The sequence below is a fragment of the Vibrio sp. JC009 genome, from assembly GCF_029016485.1.
GTDB lineage: Bacteria > Pseudomonadota > Gammaproteobacteria > Enterobacterales > Vibrionaceae > Vibrio.
This window is the reverse complement of sequence record NZ_CP092107.1, coordinates 1,827,819-1,853,011: the sequence shown is the minus strand read 5'-3', so window position 1 is coordinate 1,853,011 and position 25,193 is coordinate 1,827,819. Positions and strand designations below refer to the sequence as shown.

General features: G+C 44.7%; 24 protein-coding genes. 15 read left to right on the top strand and 9 right to left on the bottom strand.

The window, feature by feature from the left end:
- The gene (locus L3Q72_RS23235; RefSeq protein ID WP_275132929.1) at positions 1–414 is read right to left on the bottom strand and encodes a hypothetical protein; all 414 of its coding nucleotides are present in this window, start codon (positions 412–414) and stop codon (positions 1–3) included.
- Positions 415–898: 484 nt separating this feature from the next.
- Here L3Q72_RS23235 and L3Q72_RS23230 point away from each other — a divergent pair, with 484 nt between their 5' ends.
- The 4 genes from L3Q72_RS23230 (at position 899) to L3Q72_RS23215 (ending at position 4,909) form a co-directional block, all read left to right on the top strand.
- Entirely contained in the window at positions 899–1,147 is a 249-nt protein-coding gene (locus tag L3Q72_RS23230) for a hypothetical protein (protein ID WP_275132928.1), read from the top strand.
- 64 nt (positions 1,148–1,211) lie between these two features.
- Positions 1,212–1,901, top strand: a complete 690-nt coding sequence (locus L3Q72_RS23225) for a YjbF family lipoprotein (protein WP_275132927.1) — start codon at positions 1,212–1,214, stop codon at positions 1,899–1,901.
- A gap of 3 nt (positions 1,902–1,904) precedes the next feature.
- Positions 1,905–2,672: a capsule biosynthesis GfcC family protein gene (locus L3Q72_RS23220; protein ID WP_275132926.1), complete on the top strand. Its 768-nt coding sequence runs from the start codon at positions 1,905–1,907 to the stop codon at positions 2,670–2,672.
- Positions 2,672–4,909, top strand: a complete 2,238-nt coding sequence (locus tag L3Q72_RS23215; RefSeq protein WP_275132925.1) for a YjbH domain-containing protein — start codon at positions 2,672–2,674, stop codon at positions 4,907–4,909. The genes L3Q72_RS23220 and L3Q72_RS23215 overlap by 1 nt, the downstream gene beginning before the upstream one ends.
- 65 nt (positions 4,910–4,974) lie before the next feature.
- Here the strand turns inward: L3Q72_RS23215 and ulaG are convergent, their stop codons facing one another.
- Together ulaG and ulaR are read right to left on the bottom strand one after the other, a co-directional pair.
- The gene (ulaG, locus tag L3Q72_RS23210) at positions 4,975–6,042 is read right to left on the bottom strand and encodes an L-ascorbate 6-phosphate lactonase (RefSeq protein WP_275132924.1); all 1,068 of its coding nucleotides are present in this window, start codon (positions 6,040–6,042) and stop codon (positions 4,975–4,977) included.
- 19 nt (positions 6,043–6,061) lie between these two features.
- Positions 6,062–6,820: an HTH-type transcriptional regulator UlaR gene (ulaR, locus tag L3Q72_RS23205; RefSeq protein WP_275132923.1), complete on the bottom strand. Its 759-nt coding sequence runs from the start codon at positions 6,818–6,820 to the stop codon at positions 6,062–6,064.
- A 388-nt stretch (positions 6,821–7,208) separates the two neighbouring features.
- Here ulaR and L3Q72_RS23200 point away from each other — a divergent pair, with 388 nt between their 5' ends.
- The 8 genes from L3Q72_RS23200 to L3Q72_RS23165 all read left to right on the top strand — a co-directional run bounded on the left by L3Q72_RS23200 (position 7,209) and on the right by L3Q72_RS23165 (position 15,380).
- Positions 7,209–8,978: a PTS ascorbate-specific subunit IIBC gene (locus tag L3Q72_RS23200; protein WP_275132922.1), complete on the top strand. Its 1,770-nt coding sequence runs from the start codon at positions 7,209–7,211 to the stop codon at positions 8,976–8,978.
- Positions 8,979–9,057: 79 nt separating this feature from the next.
- Positions 9,058–9,528, top strand: coding sequence for a PTS sugar transporter subunit IIA (locus tag L3Q72_RS23195; protein ID WP_275132921.1), 471 nt, complete (start codon positions 9,058–9,060; stop codon positions 9,526–9,528).
- Between the two features lie 17 nt (positions 9,529–9,545).
- On the top strand, positions 9,546–10,238 hold the full coding sequence (locus L3Q72_RS23190; protein WP_275132920.1) for an L-ribulose-5-phosphate 4-epimerase: 693 nt from the start codon (positions 9,546–9,548) through the stop codon (positions 10,236–10,238).
- 11 nt (positions 10,239–10,249) lie between these two features.
- Positions 10,250–11,083, top strand: a complete 834-nt coding sequence (locus L3Q72_RS23185) for a Cof-type HAD-IIB family hydrolase (RefSeq protein ID WP_275132919.1) — start codon at positions 10,250–10,252, stop codon at positions 11,081–11,083.
- Complete coding sequence (locus L3Q72_RS23180; RefSeq protein WP_275132918.1) at positions 11,076–11,720, top strand: 3-keto-L-gulonate-6-phosphate decarboxylase UlaD; 645 nt, start codon at positions 11,076–11,078, stop codon at positions 11,718–11,720. The genes L3Q72_RS23185 and L3Q72_RS23180 overlap by 8 nt, the downstream gene beginning before the upstream one ends.
- A gap of 12 nt (positions 11,721–11,732) precedes the next feature.
- A complete protein-coding gene (locus L3Q72_RS23175) occupies positions 11,733–12,620 on the top strand; it encodes an L-ribulose-5-phosphate 3-epimerase (RefSeq protein ID WP_275132917.1) in 888 nt (295 codons plus the stop codon).
- 355 nt (positions 12,621–12,975) lie between these two features.
- Positions 12,976–13,404 carry a hypothetical protein gene (locus L3Q72_RS23170; protein ID WP_275132916.1) on the top strand — a complete coding sequence of 143 codons (429 nt, stop codon included), beginning with the start codon at positions 12,976–12,978 and terminating at the stop codon, positions 13,402–13,404.
- 146 nt (positions 13,405–13,550) lie between these two features.
- Positions 13,551–15,380 (top strand): alpha-amylase family glycosyl hydrolase, encoded by a 1,830-nt coding sequence (locus L3Q72_RS23165; protein ID WP_275132915.1) that lies wholly within the window; start codon positions 13,551–13,553, stop codon positions 15,378–15,380.
- A gap of 133 nt (positions 15,381–15,513) precedes the next feature.
- Here L3Q72_RS23165 and cyaB read toward each other — a convergent pair whose 3' ends face one another.
- From cyaB to L3Q72_RS23140, 5 genes are all read right to left on the bottom strand, one after another.
- Positions 15,514–16,065 (bottom strand): class IV adenylate cyclase, encoded by a 552-nt coding sequence (cyaB, locus tag L3Q72_RS23160; RefSeq protein ID WP_275132914.1) that lies wholly within the window; start codon positions 16,063–16,065, stop codon positions 15,514–15,516.
- A 112-nt stretch (positions 16,066–16,177) separates the two neighbouring features.
- Positions 16,178–16,918, bottom strand: coding sequence for a DNA-binding transcriptional regulator YciT (locus tag L3Q72_RS23155; RefSeq protein ID WP_275132913.1), 741 nt, complete (start codon positions 16,916–16,918; stop codon positions 16,178–16,180).
- A gap of 85 nt (positions 16,919–17,003) precedes the next feature.
- Entirely contained in the window at positions 17,004–19,427 is a 2,424-nt protein-coding gene (locus L3Q72_RS23150; protein WP_275132912.1) for a formate C-acetyltransferase/glycerol dehydratase family glycyl radical enzyme, read from the bottom strand.
- A 2-nt stretch (positions 19,428–19,429) separates the two neighbouring features.
- A complete protein-coding gene (locus L3Q72_RS23145) occupies positions 19,430–20,329 on the bottom strand; it encodes a glycyl-radical enzyme activating protein (RefSeq protein ID WP_275132911.1) in 900 nt (299 codons plus the stop codon).
- Between the two features lie 640 nt (positions 20,330–20,969).
- The gene (locus tag L3Q72_RS23140) at positions 20,970–21,992 is read right to left on the bottom strand and encodes an IS110 family transposase (RefSeq protein ID WP_275129409.1); all 1,023 of its coding nucleotides are present in this window, start codon (positions 21,990–21,992) and stop codon (positions 20,970–20,972) included.
- Between the two features lie 388 nt (positions 21,993–22,380).
- Between L3Q72_RS23140 and L3Q72_RS23135 the strand changes: the two genes are divergently transcribed.
- The 3 genes from L3Q72_RS23135 (at position 22,381) to L3Q72_RS23125 (ending at position 24,469) form a co-directional block, all read left to right on the top strand.
- Positions 22,381–22,776, top strand: a complete 396-nt coding sequence (locus tag L3Q72_RS23135; RefSeq protein WP_275132910.1) for an ACT domain-containing protein — start codon at positions 22,381–22,383, stop codon at positions 22,774–22,776.
- Positions 22,777–22,814: 38 nt separating this feature from the next.
- A complete protein-coding gene (locus L3Q72_RS23130) occupies positions 22,815–23,168 on the top strand; it encodes a tRNA-binding protein (protein WP_275132909.1) in 354 nt (117 codons plus the stop codon).
- A gap of 182 nt (positions 23,169–23,350) precedes the next feature.
- Positions 23,351–24,469: a diguanylate cyclase gene (locus tag L3Q72_RS23125; protein WP_275132908.1), complete on the top strand. Its 1,119-nt coding sequence runs from the start codon at positions 23,351–23,353 to the stop codon at positions 24,467–24,469.
- Between the two features lie 25 nt (positions 24,470–24,494).
- Here the strand turns inward: L3Q72_RS23125 and yjjG are convergent, their stop codons facing one another.
- Positions 24,495–25,169 (bottom strand): pyrimidine 5'-nucleotidase, encoded by a 675-nt coding sequence (yjjG, locus tag L3Q72_RS23120; RefSeq protein ID WP_275132907.1) that lies wholly within the window; start codon positions 25,167–25,169, stop codon positions 24,495–24,497.
- Positions 25,170–25,193: the final 24 nt, after the last annotated feature.

Sequence of the window (25,193 nt, the reverse complement as noted above, 5' to 3'; positions counted from 1 at the left end):
CTAGATATCTATCTCTTGCGTTTCCTGCAGAATACTCTTGGTAAGGTACCAAGCTTTGATAGTCTTTCCTTTATTGTCTTTGTGGGTTTGTACACAAACAACCCTGTTATCTAGCTGAACTTCGCTCAGGGCAATTTTTAAAGGCCTGCATTCAAGACCTAATGCAGAAATATACTTGGGGCCGATTTGGATTTGATAGGAAGGATGAGACAGATAATTAGCAGAAGGATCGTCCAAAACATTCCAGTATTGAGAGGAAACAAGATTAGCGTCATCAAATTTGTTTGTCTGGGCGACAAGAGGCACATCAGCCTCAACCTGACGGGGAGCACCGGAGCATGCAGTGATTAGGGCGGCAATAAGGGTGACCGATAGATTTCTTAAAACCGATCTTTTCTCTAAACTAAGCTTCAAAACCAACTCTTATATCTTAAATAAACAGTTAACTGTTCGTACACAGATAGTAAATATACTGTGAAAGTTTTTATCCAGTTCACATGTCCAGGCACGCTACCGCCCGTAGGCAGCCGCTATCCCCATCCGCATAAAAAACTGACTAAAAACACAACTAACTGTTTTTATGTGAAATTTATAATTTATTACAAAATTTTACGGGATACAGTACCATGACACCACTCCTGCGACAAGGGGCATATAATTTCGCAACCTAGCTCCTGAACATCATATATTGCCATTTTTAGCTACTTTGCTTTGCTTGCATGCATAAGGGCGAAAAATAACAATTTTATAATTAGCTTCTTATTTCTTGGACAATTAAGCACTAAATTGAATATTTTTTATAATTGAGTCTTTATTTATTCATGTTTTTTTTGTTATATTTCGTCAGTCAACGTCTCTGTTGGCTTGTAAAACATCGATGTTTTTAAAAGGAAATAATATGAAAAAGAGTATTGCTACTCTAGTTCTGGCTTTATTTGCTGGTTCAGCACTAGCTGCAACTAGTGAGTCTGGTGCTGGTGCTAGTGCGGGCGGCGGTGCTGCTGGTGCTAGTGGCGCTGCTGCTGCAGGCGCTGGTATTACAGCGACTACTGCACTAACAGTTGTTGGTGTTGTTGCTGCTGGTGCGATTGTTGCTTCTAACAACAGTTCAAGCGCAGCTACTACTACTACTACTAACACTAACTAAGCTAGTAACAAGCAAATCTAAAAGCCATCAAACATTGATGGCTTTTTTTTACCAAAGAAAAAACATGAAAAATCTCAAAAGGACAAAAAATGTGTTCGCAGGTTTTGTTAGCCTGTGTCTCATTGCCTGCACTCAGAACTATCAAGACTTTAACGCAACCCTAAAAGAGGGGGTATTTGGCTTTGAAGATGCCAATATGTCTGCTGAAGATATAAATAAGCTCCCCTATGCAAGCACCAATGTACGAATAGACGATGGTGCTGAAGTTTTTATTGTCTTAGGGCTTGCCGAACCATCACTTAAAGCCCCGAACCACACTCAACTTAAGTGGGTTAGTTCTGACTTTGGAATGCTTGTGACTGAAAATGGTCGTCTGATTAAAACTCTTCGATTACCCATAGATAACTTAGTGGGTATAACGCCCTCTAAACATTTGGATCCGCTATCCATTCAGGGTGAAAAACCAAAAGCTCATTACTGGCAGGCAAAGTATGACTGGCAACCTGAATATCGTTATGGATATACAGCAGAAATACAGTGGCGTTATATGAATGATGAAACTATTGCGGCTACAACGTGGGAAAAAACCACTCAGTACTATCAGGAAACTGTGCACTTTCCCAGCCTAAATAGAACAATCACTAACCACTTCTGGCTGGATAAAAGCACCCATAGAGTAGTTAAATCCATTCAGAGCATAGGACCTGAAATGCCTGAAGTAGCAATGACCATTGTAAAACATTTTAATGGGTAATTTATGAGCCTTGTATTTAGAATTCTGTTCGTTCTGTCTTCTGCTTTTTCAGTTTTAGCTTCTGCATCAGAAGCTAAAATATCGCTTCCCAGTTATTCTGCGACTCTCGTATACAAAGAGCCTGTCAGACTTTCTCAGGTTTTAAGTGAAACCAATGCCTATATATATAAAAACAAACTCACGGCGCCATACTGGCTTGGAGCACAGTTAATCGAGCCGGCTAAAAACAGCCAAATTGAAGTAATGAAAAAAAAGGTTCTGGAAAAACTTAACTACCTCTCCAGATATCATACCGGATCAACTTTCAAAGCTGACCTTCTGAGTGATCTGCTTAATAAAGCAAAATTCGGTTATCGTCACTTTATTCCTCTGGACAATGACCTTATTAGGCTCAAATTATCATTAAACCCTGTACTTGAGGGCGTCTATTCGCTTATTTCCCCACCTCGTACCAACAATATATTTGTTGTGGGTACGACCACATCGCTAGCTGCGTTTAAATTAAAAGGCCACCAACCACTGAATACCTACATAGAGCAAGCTTCCCTGCCCCAGAACAGCAATGATAAAAGTATTTTCATCATACAACCAGACGGAGCTTTATCAGTAATCAGTGACAGTTACTGGAAAAACCAGACTGTATTCTTAGCTCCGGGGGCACTTCTTTACATAGGGTTTGAAGATCTCCCTGAGCGCATGTCCGGGCTTAACCGAGAGATAGCAGAATTATTACGTTATATGGAACCGCCAACACAAGGAAGCCAGCAGTAATGAAGTATAAGTCTTCCATATTATCTCAGGCTATTAACGCCACACTTTTCAGTACCATACCTTTATCACTATCGGTAAATGCTGATGTATTCAAAGAACCAACTCTCGAAGTATCACAGTCAGACTTTGGTGGTGTAGGCTTAATGCAGGCTCCATCAGGGAGAATGGCTCCTGAAGGAGAATTTAACTTTGGTGTCACCGTTAATAACGAATATCATCACGCTTCTGTTTCACTTCAGTTACTTTCCTGGTTTGAAACTACAATCCGCTACACCATGGTGCAGGATTTGCTTTATAGCAGTGATGCAGGGTTCAGTGGCGATACAGAATACACCGATAAGGGGATTGACTTTAAAATCCGACTTTGGGAAGAGAGCGACTGGCTTCCTGAAACCTCTGTCGGTGTCAGAGACTTTGGTGGCACAGGCCTGTTTGATGGTGAATACATCGCAGCAACTAAGCGCTATGGTAACCTTGACTTTACTTTAGGAATGGGCTGGGGCTATCTGGGCCAGAGAGGAGATATTTCAAGCCCTTTATGTGAGCTTAGTGAAGGTTTTTGCTCCAGAGACAGCAGTTTCAAAGGCAGTGGTGGCTCCGTTGATTTTGAACGCTGGTTTAGAGGCCCTGCTGCTATCTTTGGAGGGGTTGAATATCAAACACCATACGAGCCTCTTCGCATTAAAGTTGAGTACGAAGGTAACGACTATAGCAACGACTATCCTGTTGCAGAGGGTGCTGTCGACATGACCCAGCATACTCCATGGAACTTTGGCCTGGTGTACAGTCCGTCCTACTGGGCTGATATCAGGCTAAGTTACGAAAGAGGCGATACTGTAACCTTCGGCGTAACAGCTAAGACCAACTTTAATGAGTTATCTCAGCCATGGCGTGACACACCTAAGCCAGCCTATGCGCCGGGATCAAATGCAGAAAATCCTGATTGGGATAAAATTTCAGAACTGCTGGCCAGTAATGCTGGTTTCGAACAAACCCAGATATCTGTAGAGGGTGACACCATTACCGTCAGGGGTGAACCTACCAAATATCGAAAACTGGATTCTGCACACGAACGCGCTGCATTAATTCTTTCCCAAAACAGAACGAAAGATATTAAAACTTACACGTTTGTAGAAACGAACCATAGTATGGATCTTAGAAAAACCAGCTATGATGCTGATGCTTTCGACGATTATGCCAACAATGGTTATCTGGGTGCAAAGCTGGATGATGCCAAGTTAGACAGTGTATCTCAAACTTCTCAGTCAAAAGAAAGTCGGAGAAGTGAACTTCTTTCAGACTCTGTTGAAGCGCTTGATTACGGTATCGAGCCTACTCTGACTCAGAGTCTTGGCAGCGCCGAAACCTTCTATTTTTATGCTCTTGGTGTAACGGGCAGTGCTAGCTATAAACTCACAAATAACCTGGAATTAAGTGGTTCTCTTTATGTAAACCTCGCTGATAACTATGACAAATTCAATTATACCATCAATGATGCGGGGCAAATTGCCAGCTCTTCAACACCAAGGGTAAGGACACTATTCCGCTATTACGTACACGACAACCCGGTAAGGATGAATAACCTTCAGCTAACCTGGCTGGATCAGCTGTCCGATAGTATCTATTATCAGGGTTACGGTGGCTATCTGGAAAGTATGTTTGCCGGTGTCGGTGGTGAAGTGTTGTACCGCCCCAAAGATAGTAGCTGGGCCGTAAGTATCGATGCCAACTATGTTTCTCAGCGAGACCCTGATAATTGGCTGTCCGTTTATTCCGATGAATACTTTGAATATGGCAACTGTGCAAGTGGGGTATATACACCTCAATGTGCCGCGCATGTCCTGGTGAAAGGTAAAACTGGCTTCCTGAATCTTTACTATACACCAGAGTATGAACTACTGAAGGATACCCGTTTAAAGCTGAGTATGGGCCAGTTTTTGGGTCAGGACAAAGGTGTAAGAATGGACTTTTCCAAACAGTTTGACTCGGGTGTCATTACAGGAGCCTATGCCAGCTTTTCAAATCTAACAGCTGATGAATACGGAGAAGGCAGCTTTACCAAGGGCTTCTATATCTCCTTTCCTCTGGATATTCTTACTGTTAAACCAAGCAGAAGCAGAGCCGGATTTATCTGGCAGCCACTGACCAGAGATGGTGGGCAGATGCTATACAGAAAATACGAGCTATTTAACGAGACCGACGCTCGTTCCCCATGGTTTACAAGACCTGCCAAGTAACCAAAAAATAGAAAGGAGGCCATTCGGCCTCCCTCTCTGATAGCTGACAACTAACAGCTGAAAGCTTATAAAAACGCTTTGTACGGCAGTTCCGGCTCATCAGTGTAAATATCACGGAAACCACGGAAATGCTGGTAGTGCATACGGCCTTTATCTGTTGGGTAAGTGTACTTACCACCTACCTGCCAGAAGAATGGTGCGAACTTGTACTGAAGACGGTCTTTCTTCATGTTCCAAAGTACTTCGATTTCGCGAGGATCATTCTGGAAGTTCGCCCAGATATCGTGGTGGAAAGGCATTACCACTTCACAATCTAAAGACTCACCCGCACGCAGGATATCAGAAGCCGTCATCTTATCTGTTACACCACGTGGGTTTTCACCGTAAGAAAGCAGAGCTACGTCGATCTTATAATCATTACCGTGCTTCGCGTAGTAGTTCGAGTAGTGAGAGTCACCTGAGTGGTACAGAGAGCCACCGGTCGTCTCGATTAGGTAGTTAACCGCGCGGTCATCCATGCCATCAAGGATATCTTTGTCGTAAGAAGAGGTACCTTCAGGAAGAGTCACAAGCGCAGTACGGTCAAATGAATCCAGTACTTTAATCAGTGCATCACCCACCTGGATCTCATCACCAACTTTAGCAACAACGCAACGCTCTTCAGGCACGCCCCACTCCATCCATAGCTTCACACAAGCTTGTGGACCGATGAACTTAACGTGCTCACCACAGTTTTGCATAACCGCAGCCGCAACGTTAACGTCGATATGGTCAGCGTGGTCGTGAGAAGCAAGAACGGCATCGATTTCTTTAATTGCAAACGGGTCCATTGGGAAAATAGCAGTACGAAGGTTTGGCTGAAGTTCACGAACACCGCCCATACGCATCATCTGGTGCTGGTTTTTCATAAATGCGTTAGCCTGAGTTTTCTTACCGGTACCACACCAGAAGTCCATAGAAATGTTTGTGCCGCCTTCAGTTTTCAGCCAAACACCAGTACAACCTAACCACCACATTGAGAATGTATTAGGTTGAACTTCTGTTTTCTCAATTTCTTCGTTCAGCCATGTGCCCCACTCTGGGAAAGTGTTCAGGATCCATGACTCGCGTGTGATTTCGTTTACTTTGCTCATTTTCGTACCTATTTAATTATTAAACCAGAATAACGTCGATGCTCTGCTCTCTGAGCGCTTCCACTACCACAGCATCAGCATCTTTGCCTGTAATTACGATATCTATCTTGGCTGAAGGACAGAACAGCATTCCCGAACGCTGACCTACCTTTGAACTGTCTACCACCACAACCAACTTACCTACCTGCTCCAACATCTGTTGTTCCACGACCGCCGTGAGCATATCTGTTTTATAAAGGCCCTGTCCGGTGAGGCCTTTGCCACTGGTAAACATCCAGTGTCCAGCGTACGTTCCTGAAAGTTCAGGAGTCGGGTTTAGGAAGATATTTTTAGATTTGTTGTACTGACCACCAGTGATAATTACGCCCTCGTGGTCCTGTTCAATTAAGAAACTTGCTAACGGAAAATAGTTTGTGATGATTTTGATGTCTTCACCGCAAAGCTCCTGACCAAGAATAAAAGCCGTTGAGCCGCAGTTGATAACAACGCTGTCTCCTTTACCGCACAAATCGGCAGCTCGGGAAGCGATGGATGCTTTTTCACCATAATTTTCAGTGTTATCGACATTCAGCGGTGACCAGATCTTCTTATTACGGGCCACTATTCTTTCTGCACCATTTCTTATCTTCTTCAGTTTCCCCAGCTCATCCAACTTGGTCAGATCGCGACGGGCTGTCGCAGGAGAAACATTAAAGTTTTCAATAATCGTGCTCACCTTGATGGTTTGTTGCTCATCAAGCAGTGAAAGAATGCCATTATGTCGCTGAAGTTCGTTCATATCGCTACCAACTTATCATCACCATCTCGTCATCAAGTGACTTAAAATGATTCTTAATGATTTGCAATGATTCTATTATTCATAAGTAATCATGTCAAAGCCAGGTAATCAAAAACTTTGAACTCACGCAACAAAAACACATAACCGCCTGTTTTATATGACATTTATAAATAACATGATTATTTTTAGGGCTTTTTTTTGATCTTATTAACATTTCAACCACTCATTTGTGCGCCCCCTTGATCAGAATCACAAATAATCACACATGAGCATTGATTGATTATAAATGATTGGTATTGTGTGTTCGTGAGCAAAAACGAGCCTGAGTTAAACAACAACAGTTAACTCTGTCCTACACATTAGATAAATAAAGATAAGGGGTAGAAATATGGAGTTCCTATACGACGTATTCTATATTTTTTACAGCCAGGTAATGACGAAAGCACCGTTGCTACTTGGTTTGGTAACACTAATCGGTTACTGGCTGCTAAGACGAGATCCAACAACAATCATCAAAGGTACAATCAAAACCATCGTTGGTTTCATGCTTGTACAAGTAGGTGCAGGTACTCTGGTTAAGGGATTCAAACCTGTTATTGAAAAACTTTCCGAATTCCACGGCCTGACTGGTTCGGTCATTGATCCATACACAACAATGATGGCAACCATGGAAAACATGGGCGACATGTACTCTTGGGTAGGTTACGCCGTACTGATTGCGTTGGGTATTAACATTCTGTTGGTACTATTCCGCCGCGTTACAGGTATCCGTACTATCATGCTGACTGGTCACATCATGTTCCAGCAGGCGGGTCTTGTAGCGGTATTCTACTTTATACTTGGCGCGTCAATGTGGGAAACCATCCTTTACTCAGCTGTTCTGATGGCTCTGTACTGGGGTATCTCTTCTAACATCATGTTCAAGCCAACTCAGGAAGTAACTGGCGGCGCTGGCTTCTCTATCGGTCACCAGCAGCAGGTTGCTTCATGGATTGCAACGAAAGTTGCTCCAAAACTGGGTGACAAGAACGACAGCGTTGACCATATCGAACTGCCTAAATGGCTGCACATCTTCCACGACTCAATCGCTGCAACAGCAATCGTGATGACAGTGTTCTTCGGTATCATCCTGCTTTCTTTCGGCCTTGATAACCTTCAGTCAATGGCTGGCAAAACACACTGGACTATCTACATCCTTGAAACAGGCCTTAAGTTTGCGGTAGCTATTCAGGTAATCGTTGCCGGTGTACGTATGTTCGTTGCTGAACTTTCAGAGGCATTTAAAGGTATCTCTGAGCGTGTAATCCCTAACGCGGTTCTTGCGATTGACTGTGCGGCTATCTACGCATTCTCTCCAAACGCAATGGTATTCGGCTTCATGTGGGGTGCAATCGGTCAGTTCGTGGCAGTTGGTGCACTTCTTCTTGCTGATTCACCAATCATGATTATCCCTGGCTTTATCCCAATGTTCTTCTCGAACGCCACTATCGGTGTATTCGCGAACCACTTCGGCGGCTGGAAAGCGGTTATGAAGATCTGTTTCGTGATGGGTATTATCGAAGTGGTTGGTTCTGCATGGGCTATCCAGCTAATCGCTGACCAGGGCGTTTCATTCAACGGCTGGATGGGTATGGCTGACTGGGCGCTTATCTTCCCACCAATCTTCGCAGGTATCACAGCATCTAAAGCCTTCTTCTGGGTACTGGTTGCACTGGCAGGCGTTTACATGTTCTTCGCTTCTAAGCAGCTACGCGCTGAAGAAGATGCAGAAGCACAAGGCGGTGACCTTGAGTCTGAAGAGCCAGAAGTTGCAGCAGCAGTACAGCAGGTACTTGAAGCAACAGACGGTGTTCGCCCTGTAAGCATCCTTGCGGTATGCGGTAACGGTCAGGGTTCATCAATGATGATGAAGATGAAGATCGGTAAATATCTTGAGAAGAAAGGTATTCCGCACGTAATGGACTCATGCGCAGTATCTGACTATAAGTCAAAGCTGGCGAACACAGACATCATAGTGTCATCAAAGCACCTTTCAAGTGAGATGGAAGTAGGCGAAGGCAAGTACATCCTGGGTGTACAGAACATGCTTAACCCTAACTCTTTCGGTGACGAGCTGGTTGAGCTAATCGAACAGAACTTCGCCGCTCAGAAAGCATAACCCCCTACCTCACTACTTACTATAAGAAACACCCGGTTGCCAGCGAGCCCTGGCAACCGGCCTCACTGGAGACACCATCATGGGTTTTAAACAATCACTTATCGACAACAACTCAATCAAGCTAAACGTAGAAGCCACAGAATGGCGTGACGCTATCAAAGTCGGCACAGATATGCTGATTGCATCCGGCGCAGTAGAGCCAAGCTACCACGAAGCCATCATCAGCAGCATTGAAAAACTGGGCCCTTACATCTGCATCGCGCCTGATTTCGCTATGCCACACGCCCGCCCTGAAGACGGCGTAAACCGCACAGCTTTTGCACTGGTGACTCTGGCAAACCCAATTGAAATTGAAGGCGAAGTGGTAAAAGTCATGGTGACTCTGGCAGGCAGCTCTTCAGATGAACATATGGAAGGCCTGATGGAAGTGACTCAGGTACTGGACGACGAAGACAGCGAAACCGGTGTAGACGTTGAAAAGCTACTGGCTTGTAAAACAAACGAAGACGTTTTCGCCGTTATCGACGAAGCACTGGCAGAACCTGCATAAGAGGCATTGAGAAGATTATGTATCAGGCACTGAAACAACGCGTATTAGATGCAAACCTGCAGTTACCTAAACACGGTCTGGTGACATTCACCTGGGGTAATGTTTCTGAAATTGACCGTGAACTTGGTGTTATTGCAATCAAACCTTCCGGTGTTGAATACGACGAAATGAAAGTCGACGACATCGTGGTGATTGACTTAGAAGGCAACCGTATCGAGGGCGAAATGAACCCTTCAAGCGACACGCCGACACACTTAGAGCTTTATAAAGCATACCCGAACATTGGTGGCGTGGTTCATACCCACTCACGTAACGCAACAACCTGGGCTCAGGCAGGGCTGGATATCCCGGCACTTGGTACTACACACGCGGACTACTTCTACGGTGATGTTCCCTGTACCCGTAACCTGACACGAGATGAAATCGCCAGCGACTACGAAAAGAATACCGGCCTGGTGATTATCGAAGAATTCAACAACCGCGACATCGACCCTAAAGCAGTTCCGGGTGTGGTTGTAGCGGGACACGCGCCTTTCTCCTGGGGCAAAAACGGCAAAGACGCCGTGCACAACGCAGTGGTTCTGGAAGAAGTCGCAGTAATGGCACTTGGCACCAGAATGCTGAACAGCGGCGTCAAGTTGATGCAGGAACTCTCGGATAAGCACTACAACCGCAAACACGGTGCCAACGCTTATTACGGCCAACGCTAAAGGAGAAACATATGTACCAGGTTCTCGCTCTTGATTTAGATGGAACAGTACTAAACAGCGAACACGGCATTCACCCGGAAGTGAAAGCCGCCATTCGTGAAGCTAAGGAAGTGTGCCATGTGGTTTTGGTGACAGGGCGTCATCATACGGCAGCCAAACCCTATTACGAAGAGCTTGGATTAGATACCCCTGCAATCTGCTGTAACGGTACATATGTTTATGACTATCACAATCACAAGGTACTTTCTGAAAATTCAATCGCCAAAGAAAACGCCCGTAAATTCCTTGAGTTAGCCAATGAGCATCAGATGAAAGCGGTGCTTTATGTCACTCACAGCATGCTCTATTCACGTAGTCAGCCAATTGACTATATGCATGCTCTGGAAAAGTGGGCCTGCGGCTTTGAAGGCGAAAAGAAACCGGATATCCGCAAAATTGACTGCTTTGAAAAGGAGATCAACGACGCGGAGTACATCTGGAAATTTGTTATCGAAGGCGAACCTGAAAGCATTGCCCGGATTGAAGAACTGGACTTTGTAAAACAGAACTTCTCCGGCGAGCGCTCCTGGTCTAACCGGGTGGACTTTGCCAACAAAGGCAACGCTAAAGGAACACGCCTTGCCGAGTACCTTGACCAGAACGGTTTTAAGCCTGAGCAGGTAATGGCTGTGGGCGACAACCATAACGATATTTCAATGATTCAGCTGGCCGGTCTTGGCGTTGCTATGCAAAACGCCGACGACAAAGTTAAGCAGGCCGCTGACATCGTATGTGAAACAGACAACAACACAGGCGGACTTGCCCGCCTGATCCGAACAAATATTAGAGGACTGAACAATGACTAAACCAATGATCCAAATCGCACTGGACCAGACTGATCTTAAAACAGCGGTTGAAGTAGCGAAAAACGTAGAAGGCTTTGTAGATGTAATCGAAGTAGGCACTATTCTGGCTTTTGCTGAAGGTATGGAGTCAGTAAGAACACTGCGTAAAAACCACCCTGATCACGTACTTGTGTGTGATATGAAAACCACAGACGGCGGCGCAATCCTTTCCCGTCAGGCTTTTGAAGCCGGTGCTGACTGGATCACGGTTTCTGCAGCGGCACACATCGCCACTATCGAAGTTTGTAAGAAAGTGGCAGATGAGTTTAACGGTGAAATCCAGATCGAGATCTACGGTAACTGGACAATGGAAGATGCACAGGCGTGGGCTGACCTGGGTATCAAGCAGGCTATCTACCACCGCTCTCGTGATGCAGAGCTGGCAGGTATCGGCTGGACAGATGCGGACATCGAAAAGATGCGTGCACTGTCTGAAATAGGCCTTGAGCTGTCTATCACAGGCGGCATCGTTCCTGAAGATTTGTACCTGTTCGAAGGCATTAAAGCGAAAACCTTTATCGCAGGCCGCGCACTGGCTGGTGAAAAAGGCGCGCAGACAGCGGCAGCACTTCGCGAACAGATTGAGCGCTACTGGTAATCGGGTGAGTTTATGTTTAAGAACTTAGAACGTCATCGTATGGGGCTTTACGAGAAAGCCCTGCCCAACGAACTGTCGTGGGAAGAGAAGATCTCTAAAGCGAAGGCTCTGGGTTTTGATTTTCTTGAGATCTCCGTAGACGAATCAGACGAGCGCCGCGCTCGTCTGGACTGGAGCGACGAAGAAATCTACGCCCTGCGCCATCTGTGCGAAAGCCACGGACTGCCGCTGCAATCCATGTGCTTAAGCGCTCACCGCAAGTTCCCGTTTGGTTCCGCTGATCCGGCCATTCGCGATCAGGCAGTGATTCATATGGAAAAAGCGATTGCACTTGCTTACAAGCTTGGTGTGAGAAACATTCAGCTTGCCGGTTACGATGTATATTACGAGCCAGCAAACGAAGAGACGCACAAACGCTTTATTGAAGGTATGCGCTTTTGTGCAAAGCTTGCTGAACGTGCCGGTATGATGCTTTCTGTGGAGATCATGGATACCGACTACCTGAACTCACTGAGCAAGTTTGAAGTACTGAACCGTGAAGTGAATTCTCCGTTTTTCACTGCCTACCCTGACGTCGGTAATATCAACGGCTGGAACTACGACACCTGTACCGAGCTGGCACTGAGTGCGCCACATATCACTCAGATCCACCTGAAAGACACCTATAAGGTGAAAGAAGGATACAAAGGCCAGTTCCGCGATCTGGTTATCGGTGAAGGCGAAGTAGACTTTGATGCTATCTTCAAAACCATTAAGAAAACCGGCCTGGTTGTCCCTATGGTGATTGAGATGTGGGCTCAGGATGAAAACTGGGAACAAAATATCATCACAGCTCAGAACCGATTAAACAGAGCATGCCTGAATGCAGAGCTCCCTGCCCTGTTTCCGGCACTAACCTAACCCATACACAATGGTCATGTAAGTGACCGTTCGATGCTCCTGCCTTTCTAATTCGGGCACAAGCGCAACTTTCCGGTAAAGTTGCGCTTTTTTTATTTTTGTCCCGCATTCCATTCCAAACTAAGGAACAAGCTAAAAGTCCGATGATTGTGGAGTAAAACCTATTTTTCAGGGAAGAAAAATTGGAGCGCACATGGATGTACTTGCTGCGTTTTTACAGAATAATCTCCGGGCTTTTAGCGGCTGTTTCACCACTTTGCATACTTCCGTAATACCTATTCATTGACAAAAATGAGCATTTGTACCAAAATCCGCTAAAATAATGAGACATTAATCACTCTTTCAGGCGAACTTCATGACTCTTCTTCACTTACAGCTTTTCTGGGGCGAAAGCCAGCAAACCTTTTTAGGGCTTGATGGTCTGCCGGATCTGTATCCAAGACAGCAAAAAGAGTTTAAAGACTGGTGTAAAGGTCGTCGTAAGATCCTTAAACACGAAGTGCATAATCAGCCTTGGGTAAAAGTCAGCGAAAACGGCGAACCTGCTGAAGTAACCCTAAAGCCAAACGGCACCGCTGTAGAAACCAATATGTTCGGCTCAGAAAATGCGACCGGCAAATGGAACATTCAGGACGGCTACCTGTTTATCCTGCTTGAGAACGACGAGAAAATGAGTGAATACCGCATCATTGGTAGTGCAAACAGCAATATCCACTCAGCGGCTGAGTATGTAAATGGCAGACCACACGGCCTGATGAAGCTTATTCAGGTTAAACCGAAATAATTGGCAGCATCCTCTCACTTCAGTCCCGAACAACCGTCTTAGAGTTAATACTCAGACCATTTCAGCCAGATCCCCTTTGGCCAAATTTCCCTATCGCTTCTAATCTAAACAGACTCCTCAGTTAACACTTCTTTTCGGAGGCATCTATGTCAAGTACGACTCTTTCCAACTTACCTGTAACCACCGGCTGTACTCTCACCGAGTACGAAATCTTCGAGCAGTGCACTCCAGGATTAGTGATTGAACAAGACCACTGGTACGCCATTGTGCATATGGCTTCTCATGCGATTCAGGTACAACTGGTCGGTGACTTTACCGGCTGGGACAAAATCCCCATCGAACTCACCGCGATTGCCGATAAAAAGTTCTGGTACTGCAAATATCTTCTCTCTGATACCAGAATCCAGCCTAAAGACGGTGACAGATACCGCTTCCGGGTAAAATACAGTGAAAACGGTGACTGGTTCTACTATCAGGATCCGGCCGCCCGCAGGCTTGAACATACAGGACTGGACGGAAACTCTCAGGTTTCCCACTCCGGCTATCAGTGGAAAGATCAGGCGTGGCAACGCCCCGGAATGGAATACTACGCCATTTATCAGCTTCATCCGTTGCGCTTTAGCGCCCGTTACCCTGATTTAAATCCGCTGCAAACCGTTAAAGCTGAGATCCCGGATTACATCAGCAAAACCAATGCAACCGCGATTCAACTGCTGCCGGTCAATGCCTTTTCAGGAAACGTCAGTTGGGGCTACAACGGCACCTTCTTCTACGCCATTGAAGAATCCTACGGCACACCGGATGATCTGAAAGCGCTGGTAGACACCGCCCACCAGCACGGAATGGCAGTGATTCTGGATATCGTTCTAAACCATATTGGCAACAGCGACAATGTGCTGTGGCAAATCGACCATGAAGAGTACGTTTCCGGCGATACCGCATGGGGACCAATGCTCAACTTCGACAGCGATATCACCCGCCACTTCCTGATCAACAGCCTGCTTTATCTGGCCAAAGAGTACCATATCGATGGTTTCAGATTTGATATGACCCATATTCTTCATCAGGGAAACACATGGGCAAATCACGTGAGAAACCCAGGCAAAGCCAGTGGCTGGAACTTCATTAAAGAACTGCGCCACCGGGTAAAACAGCTGGACAGCAATATCGTATTAATTGCAGAAGAGCTACCTGATAACTGGTATGTCACCAAAGAAAACTGCAACAGCAACTGGGGAGGCGACTGGCACGCTCCATTTGACTCCCAGTGGTGTGACAGCTTCCATGATAACGCTAAATCCGTTCTGTCAGGAGGACATCTTGACCAGCTAAAACAGGTGTTCAGAAACTTTGGTGACAGTTGGCACGACGCGGTGAACTACACCGAGTCCCACGATGAAGTGGGCAATGAAGACAAACGCATCGCCAAAGTGGCCCGCAACGGAATGGGCTGGAATATGTCACAGGTAGCCGCACCAATGACCATTTTGTCACGGGGCATACCGATGATATTTATGGGCCAGGAAGGTGGCGAATGGACTCAGTTTGGCCAGAATGGTCACCCTGAAGACGGTGGTAGTTGGTGGGATCACAGACTAAGCCTGACCAGTTACGAAACAATGCCTTACCAACAGAAAATCCTAAACTGGTACCGCAGGATCTTCGAAATTCGCAGAAACAATATGGCGGCATTTTCCTGGAGTGATATCCGGATCTGCCACATTCACAACGACAACGGGATCGCCGCATTTACCCGCGATAACGGAAAGTACCTGATTGTTCTGAACTTCGGCCCGACCACATGGTGGAACTACAACGTCGGCGTTTCCGGACTTTACAAAGAGCTCGCCAATACCAGCTGGCCAGCCTTTAACATCTGGGACTTTATAGAAGCATCAAGGCAGGGTGACCGTCATTATCAGATCAATGGTGTTCATATACCGGCTTATGGTGCGGTTGTGCTTGAACGGTATTAACGGCAGATAGTTCATGTGATACGCACTTCAAAATAACTATGCAGAAATACGTTCCCACGGTCTCCGTGGGAACGAGGGGCTGGTGAGCAATTTGACGTTTTTATCGCATGAAGAAAGCGAAATGACAATATAGTTATTCAGCACTCTCTGTGACCATATCCTTGTATGACCTTGGCTCAAGCTCCTGGTCAGTAAGGCCGAATTTAAATGCTAGCTTTTCTAACTCTTTTCTGTATGCGGACAACCTTTCTTCTTCATCAGTCATAATCGCAAACTCAGCAAAATCGCCGATATTATCTAAGGAGTCGACCGTGATATGGTATTCATCAATAAAGTATATACTTCTGACTTTTCTGGCCTGCAATGAAACTTCGTAGCCCAAGGTTTCAAGCATACCTGACGCACTGTTGGCATCCATAATGTTTGTTGCTTCGCATCTGTCAGGCTCCGGCCCTTTTACTATCCAGAGCTTGATGCCTGACGGTTCCATTGTGCGTATGCAAAGGCTCTTATTCTGAGCACTCAACTTCCTGTCAGGTGTGTCGTAATACTTGTCGAACTCTGCGTTATCTTCGAGCATAACTTTATGGGGCATCTGGCGCAGGGTATGTAGAAAGTCCGATTTAGATTTCAATCTATATTTCAATTCTACTTCGTACTTGCCCTGAAAATGGTCACTGCTCATAGGTGCTCTCTCACAAATAATATAATTTATCACTCTCAGATCCCAAGATATGATTTGATAAGTGTTTGCTGCCAGTGAACTTCTGGCAAATAAAAATCCCTCAGATGTGTCGCTAGCCCAGTATCACTTCAATTCCCTGCGCCTTCAGATGCTTAATATCTTCTTCCGGTGCAGCATCATCGGTAAGCAACACTGATATTTCATCAGGAGTGCTGATGCTGGATGGGTAGATCTGACCGAACTTACTGGAATCAGTAAGAACGATATTCCGGCGCTTCTTCTTGATGATGGCATCAGCGATTTCGGCCCGCATCATGTCCCTGCTGGTAAATCCTGTGTCCTGATGGTATCCGTCGATGCCCAGAAATGCGGTGCTGAAATGGATGTTTTCAATACAGAGCTTAGTCAAAGGGCCGACCAGACTTTCTCCCTGGTGCTGGTAAACGCCACCAAGCAGAATGATATTCGCAGAAGAGTTACGGATAAGGTGTGCAATATAAGCTGAAGGGGTAATAATGGTTACATCACCACGATCTGCCAGAGTTCTTGCCAGCAGGGCATTGGCACTGCCACCTTCAATCAAAACGGTTTCATTTGGGGCGACCAGATCGGCCGCTTTGGAAGCCAGAGTTTGTTTTATATCGAACCGCACCTCTAGCCGTGTATCAATATCATCGCTCTGCAGCGCTATTGCTGCGCCGTGTACACGTTTCAGATAGCCCTGCTGCTCAAGGAAGTTAAGATCCTGTCTTATGGTAACACCCGACACTCCAATAGCTTCAACCAGGTCAGTTACCTGGACGCGTTTGCGTTCGTTTACCATTTGAAGGATTTCATTCTGTCTTGAGTTCACAATCCGGCTCCAATGAAAAAAAGGAGCTACTATTGTAACTCCTCTTTCTTTCATATGAAAACTATATGAAATATAAAACTAAACTTTAAAGCTCATGCTCGGTACGGGCAATAATGTCATCCTGCGCATCCGGCGACAAGGCAGTAAAGAATGCTGAGTATCCTGCCACGCGAACAACCAGATCACGGTACTTTTCAGGGCTCTCCTTCGCCGCCAGCAGGGTATCGCGTGAGACAATATTGTACTGAACATGCCAGCCCTTATGGTGGTTGAAGAAGGTACGGATAAGCATGGAAAGCTTGAGTTTATCACTTTCAGTTGCAACCGCAGATGGGCTGAGTTTCTGATTCAGCAGTACACCACCTAATATCTTGTCGACCTGAATTTTGCCTATCGAGTTATAAACAGCAGTAGGCCCAAGGCGGTCAGTACCGGAGGCAGGGCTTGCTCCTTCTGCCAGCGGAGCCTTTGCTTTCCGGCCATCCGGTGTTGTCATGGTGGACGCGCCAAACGGCACATTTGCTGAGATACTGGAAGTACCGGCAAAGTATCCGCCACCAACCGGACCGCGTCCGTAACGGGTATTTACAAAGTTCTTAAGCTCATCGATGTAGACCTGATAAGCCTGAGTCAGCAGCAGATCAACAGAGTCATCATCGTTACCGTATTTAGGGGCAAAATTGAGGATACGCTGGCGAAGCTGCTCCTGTTCGGAAGACTCGAAATTCTCTGCCAGTGCTTTTGCCATTTCCGGCTGAGATATTTGCTCTGTCTCAAATATCATATGCTTAACCGCAGCCAGGCAGTTACCAAGGTTTGCTATCCCTACCTGCAGACCGGAAATCCAGTCGTACTTCGCGCCGCCTTCTTTTACTGTCTTGCCACGCTCTAAGCAGTTATCGACCAGAGATGAACAGAAGATATCATGCACCTGCTCTTCAAGGACGGTATCCACAACGGTATCAATTTCAATAGACTTGCGGGTGTAGTAACGAATCTGATCTGCCCATGAATCCATGACTTCATCGAAATTTTTAAAGTTACCTTCGGCCAGAGATTTTTCATGAGGCAGGAAGGTTTCCCCGGATGTTGCATCTTCACCTTTATTCAATGCAGCCAGCAGTATTCTCGGGAAGTTGATAAAACTCATTCCGGTAACCCGGTAGCCCCATTTACCCGGAACTGAGGTTTCGATACAGCCTATCGCAGCGTAGTTGTAAGCGTCCTCTTTTTCTACACCAAGCTTAATAAACTCAGGAATAACAATTTCATCGTTATTAAAGGCTGGCATGCCAAAACCGCACTTGATAACGTCAACGCAGCCCATCAGAAAATCCTGATCTAAATTTTCATGATAACGCACGCTCAGGTTTGGCTGAGTAGAACGCAGCTGGCCGCATGATTCAAGAATTGCCCATGAAAGTGGATTAACCGCGTCTTCCGGTTCACCTTGTTCATTGAGTTTCTGACCACCGATACAAACATTCTGATAAAGCGGAGATCCGGCTGAAGCTTTCGAGTGTGCTCCGGAACGAATTTTGTTTACTTCCAACAGTTTCAGCCAGCAGCTTTGAAGCAGTTCCATGGCGAAGGATTTTGTCAGATTTCCTGCTTCGATATCACGCACATAAAAATCATTCAGAAACTGATCCATCCGGCCAAAAGAGAGAGAGTGACCGTTAGATTCAATCTGCAGAATTAGCTGAACAAAATAGACGAGCTGGAGCGCCTGCCAGAATGTCTCCGGCGCATGATGGGCGATATGACGGCAGTTATCTGCGATCGTTTTCAGCTCATCTCTTCGTGCTGTACGCTGTTCTTCATTTGCCATTTTATCGGCAAGATCGGCATAGCGTAGAATGTGTTCTTGTATTGCCTGCAGCACAATATCTACAGATTTATAAAATTGCTCTTTCTTCAGCCCGTCATAGGTGGAAATATCGTTACCCTCGCGGCACTCTTTTACTTCTGCGATCAGGCCATCCAGACCAATGGCAAGGATTTTGTCATTGTCGACTGCAAGATGAGCATCACCGGATGTCATATTGCCTTCAGCTTTGATAATGGTGGTCGCCAGAATTGCCTGCTGCTCTTCGGTGAATAATCCATAGCAGCGATCCTGAACGGTTTTTCCGCGCCAGTAAGGAATGATTTTGTGGATTGCTTGTTTATCTTCTTCCGTTACTCCAAAACCGGCTCCGGGGCGATCGGCCAGATCATCAATCTCAGCTTCAATCCAGCGGACAGTATATTCAGGGAAAATAGGAGCAGCTCTTACCTTACTCGCCTGGTTTCCCACCATAAGTTCATCGTGTTTAATCCAGATGGTACGGGTTTCCAGGTGCTCTTTTAAAGCCAGTGCCCGCCGGACAATCACAGGCTTATCCTCATTTGCCTGATAAGCTCGTGTATAGGCCTGGGCACGTTCTGTACAGACAGGTGGCGTCACTATATTTATCAGCGCGTTTTTATGTGCCTGAATACGCTCGGGCAAATAGTTTAATTCCATGATTAACCTCTGATTGTCACTTTAAGTTGGGTATTTTCACTTGCATATTGCCCGGCTCTTGCCAGCAGCTCAGGATTATTTAACGGCTGTTCAGAGCACTGATACGGCATATCAAGCAGATGGTATTTGTTGATACCTAATGTGTGGTACGGAAGCAGGTGCAATTCTTCGCAGCTTTCAAGTGAAGCTGCAAAGTTGATAATCTCTTTTAGTTCATGATCGGTGTCGTTGAAGCCGGGAACAACAGGAACCCGGATGATGATACGTTTGGCGATGAGAGCCAGTTTCCGGAAGTTCTCTCTGATCCGTTTCAGTGAGCCCTTAGTCCAGTCATAGAATTTTTCATCATCGGTGTGCTTTAAGTCGGTAAGCCAGCAGTCGATAAAAGGTGCCGTTTTTTCGATGTTTTTCCAGGGCACATGCATGCAGGACTCCACCGCAGTATTTACGTCCTCCTGATGAAGTCTTCCGGCAATTTCTGCAACGAGATCAGGCTGCATAAGTGGCTCGCCACCAGAGAAAGTCACACCACCATTACTTTGCTGATAAAAAGGCTTATCTTTCATCAGCGTATCAAGCAGGACGTCAGCTTCGGCTTGCAGACCGGATACGGTAAGCGCCTGAGTAGGACATACGTCTTGCAAAGCAATCAGTTCTTCTTCACCTATGGATTTGCGGTTGATGGTTATCGAATCTTTGTCTCTTTGAATGGCGTCGCAGGCTTGTACACAAAGGTCACAGCTATCCAGACACACTCTTTGATCAAAAAGCAGTGAACGTTTATCGCTATGGCTTTCCGGGTTCTGACACCATAAACAGGAAAGGCTGCATCCTTTCAGAAACAGAATAGAGCGGATGCCATCACCGTCATGTGTAGAGAATCTCTGGATATTGAAATACATATTTAAAGCTCTTTAGCCCCAAAAGAGCACTTTCATATGATGCCCTTTCACTTACATTTAACCTTCATTTAGTGAAATATAGACACTTTCATATGAAATTTCAACTGACAGTGTGCACATTTTCTTCCCCTAATCTAACCGGGCTTTATTGGCGAAAATTTTTCACTACATAGAATAAGGGCTTTTGTTTTCGTTGCAGGCTATGGATTGAGACAAAAGAAGTATGTCCAGCACCAAGCGTATCGGTCAGGTGGCGCATGGGACATTTTTTCTTATGAAAGATTTCTCTCAGAAATTAGTCGTGTCAGGACTTAAAGAATTAGATTAGATTTTGAATAGTTATGCAGAAACCTCGTTCCCATGGTTCTCCGTGGGAATGTATATGGACTCCCCCTGTAACACAAGTGGTTTAAGATAATAAGAGTTTATGCAAGTGCACGTATATTCGGTTTCATCATGGGGCGCTACCCCGAACCTTTATGGCTAAATCCACTAACAAGGCTTCTAATCGCAGTCCAGGCATTTATTGCCTCATTCCCACACAGAGTTTGCCTTGTGTGCTGTGCTAACACTTTATCTTAATTACTTGCTATTACGCTGGTTTGTCGTTTGCTCCAAATTCAGCTTTACCTTATTTCAGTTAAGCTAACTTAAGCTGGTAAGGCTGTTTTGATTTCAATATGGCACACGCCATCCTGACTATCTTATTCGCTAGAGCAATAACGACTTTATTCACATGGTTTCTCTCTAACAGAGAGCGTATCCACTGACTAAGTGGATCAGTTTTATCTTTGACATGACTAACTACAGCTCGGGCACCATGAACGACAAGAGCTCTGAGATAACGATCTCCTCGCTTAGTAATGCCAAGGTTGATATTTCTACCTCCACTTCCTGTATGAGCAGGCACTAATCCAATGCTTGCGCTTGCATCCCTACCACACTTATAAGCCGATGCATTTCCTAACCTGGCATACAAAGCACTGCCTGAAATCCATGAAATACCCGGTAACGAGGCTAAAAGCTTACAATCTTCATTTTGTTTTGCCTGATTGGTAAGAGCTTGAGTGGCATCATCAATTTGGGTATCAAGCGCGAGCAACTGTTCTTTAAGATTATTTAGAATAAACCGAGCAGCATGGGTTAATTCATTTTCAGCATTTTCCAACTCAAACGGTAGCTGTTTTCTGAGCGAATTGATTCCTATGGGAAATTTGATGCCATATTCCATCGCAAGCCCCCGGATACGGTTAGCAAGCTGTGTTCGTTGCTTAATATAACCTTCCCGCAGTCTTAGTAAGCAGGCAAGATCTTGCTGTTCAACAGTTTTAACCGGAACGAAATGAATATCTGTCCGCTGACTGGCTTCATAAATAGCCAAAGCATCATTGGGATCATTTTTATTTCCCGAGCGATACTTAGCGGCGATCTGAGCAGGCACGAGTAAGACTTGATGTCCTGCCTGCTGGAACTTTCGACCCCAATAATGAGCCGTTGCACAAGCTTCCATACAAATAACAGCTTTGGGGTGCTTAGCCACCATTGAAATTAACTTTGATTGAGATACTTTTTGATTAGATGAAAGCTTTCCGTGCTTATTAATTATCGCAACTTGAATAACAGTCTTAGCAAGGTCGATAGAAATAGTGATATTCTTGTTCATGGCATGGGCTCCTTTTTAGTTGACACTCTTACCTTAGCCGATATTTTCGACGAAGGTGAGGGAGTCCATGCCATTGCATATCAGACTCAAAGCTACCAGCCGGACTATAAACCTTCACAGAGCTTATTTTCTGTTCTTTCAGTGCATTACCTAGATGCACTCAGCCACGGTATGCATTCCCACGCGGGAGATGTATGGGAACGAGTGCCTGGTGAGAAATTTGACGTTTTGATTGCATAAAGGAAGCGTAAGGACAACAATTTGAAACTCAACCATTAACCATGCTTATGAACAATTAATATTATTAATTTCACTTATACCCATTTAGCCTCTACCGTTGCCTGTGTCATTTCAAAAAAAGAACACAGACACAACTACAGGACAATATATGACCGCAATTACTGACTTAGATATTCTCTTGAAATCCATGTCACCAGAACTTATTGAAGGCAATTACGTTTTTTGCACCGTTAATGGTGCGTTGTCAGATTACTTAGCATTAGAGCCAATTGCGACTTTTCGGGAAAAGGAAGGACTGACTCTGGTGCTGAAAGAAGAAAACGCCGCTGCTGCTAAACTGGATTTTAATGCACTCTTCAGTCTGATAACTTTATCGGTACATTCCAGCCTTGAAGCGGTAGGATTAACTGCTGCCTTTGCAACTAAACTTGGTTCGTACGGCATCAGCGCCAACGTAATTGCAGGCTATTATCACGATCATATTTTTGTTCAGAAAGATAAGGCTGATGCTGCAATGAATGCTCTTAAAGAGTTTTCAGAATAATCAATGGCTTCAAATTAAACTCGTTCTAAGGAAAAATTATGACTCCGGCCCCGATTAAAGATCCTATCTCATATGATGACTTCGCAAAACTTGATATTCGTGTTGGGACAATCACTCAAGTCGTAGAAGTAGCTAAATCAGATAAGCTAATGAAACTGATTGTGGATTTTGGTGATCACGAGCGCTCAATACTTGCAGGTATAAAACAAGAGCGTAAAAACCCTAAAGAAATAGAAGGGAAACAGGCTCTATTTGTTGTGAACTTACCAGAGCGAAAGATGGCTGGTGAACTCTCACAAGGAATGCTTTTTGATATCGGCTATGAAGACAAACTTACACCATGTCTGGCTATGCCAGAATGCGACGTTCCAAATGGAAGCCGTGCCGGATAAGCCCGGCTTTTGGATATCAGAGTAACCACAGGCAGGCTATGTGTTCTGCTCTAAGGTTTTAACTATCTGACTCATTAAGGATGCTCAGGATTGAGACAAAAGAAGCACTATAAGATATGATAAAGGAACGGATTGAAGGCAAAAAAGCAAAACGTCAGGCTTTAAGATAAATTGGATTCTTCATGGAAAATAATGAAATAAAGAAGATGTATGAACAATCATTACATGAGAAGACGCTAAAGCTTGGGTATTACCTATCAATTCTTTCCATTTTGATCTTCCCTTTATTTTACTTAAAAGATCTTCATATGACTAAATATAGTCAGGATACTTTAATATGGAGAGCGCTCCCCATAATATTTGGATTTGTTTTTCTGGCCTTGAGAAACTCAAAGTATAGAGACAACCTTAAAATAATAAAGTATAGCTACTTAACTCTTGTTTATAGTGTTCTTATAATGATGCTGGGTGTGTTTTATATAAATTATGGCGAGTTAGATGGTAAGTTTAATAGCTTTCTTATAGCAGGGTTAATTACTACAATGCTGGTAATTCATATCTTTTCGGCTCCTATTCGTAGATATATATCACTATTCACCCTATCTACAATTATTTTTCTACCATTTCTTTTCACAATTAAAGGCGGCGATTTATTCATAATTTCAAATTTACTTAATCCTATATTAATAATTACTTCCGTATGGGTAATTGCGGTCAATTCTGAAAAAAGAAGCTATATAGAGTTCGAGACAAAGGTTTTGTTGGAACACAATGAAAGGACTCTTATGAATGAGGTAGAGTACAGAAAAGATATTGAAAAACAGCTGATAGATGAAATAGTTCTGGATGATATGACGGGGGTTTATAACCGGAGAGCCGCCGATAGAATGATCCCTGAAGCACTAGAGAAGCATTCATCTTCAAATGAAAATTTCTCACTGGTATTTATAGACTTAGACAATCTTAAAAAAGTTAACGATCACTTGGGTCATGATGCGGGTGACTTGATGATAAAAAACTTTGCGCATATAGCAAGCTCTACATTAACCAAAGATGATCTGATATTTAGATTCGGCGGCGATGAATTTATCATCATATTCATTTATAAATCTGATGATGAAGTAAAAGAGAAGATGAAATTGATACGCGAAAAATGTCACGATATAGATATCGCGTTCAGCTACGGGTGCTCATCACTCGAAGATCATAATAGCTCAGATATTGAACTTATGATCAAAGAAGCTGATATGCAAATGTATAACTATAAAAAACAGAGAAAAGAAAAGTATAGTAACCCATGATTTTCATAATGGGCTCAATGATAAGTTAACTCTCAAAAAGCAGCTTTAGCTCTGTCAGCGAGTTCACCTCCCAATGGGCGTTAAAGCCATCCGGTGCCGAACTCTTGTCTCTGTTTAGCCAACAGGTCATTATGCCCGCATTCAGGCCACCTAAAACATCCGAGTGCGGGTTGTCACCCACCATCATCACTCGTTCTTTATCAGGATTTCCCATCATTGAAAGCGCATGATCGAAGATGCGGCGATCGGGTTTAGCAACACCGATTTCCTCAGAGATGAAGACATGCTCAAAACTGGAAGCCAGACCGGTTTTCTCCAGCCGGACAGATTGCAAGTCTGTAAAACCGTTGGTCACAATACCAAGCTTTACCTTGCCTGAAAGATAATCGATCAACTCTTTAGCTCCGGGCAGCAACAGGCAAATATCACCCATCACCTGCATAAAGTCGCTGTTTAGCTTTTCAGGAGTCACATTCAGCTCATCAGCCCACTCTTTAAAACGATGATGCTTCAGCTCAGCAGCAGTAATAACACCGTTTTGGTAATCAACCCATAGCGGCTTATTCACTTTCTGATACTTATCATACATTTTGTCAGTCAGCATTTTCCCATTCTGTTCGAGCATAAGTTGAATGCCCCTGCGGGAATCAAAATCAAACAGCGTTTCATCCGCATCAAAAAGTATCCAGTCAAAGTTCATCAAGTGTATCCTCACTCACTAATC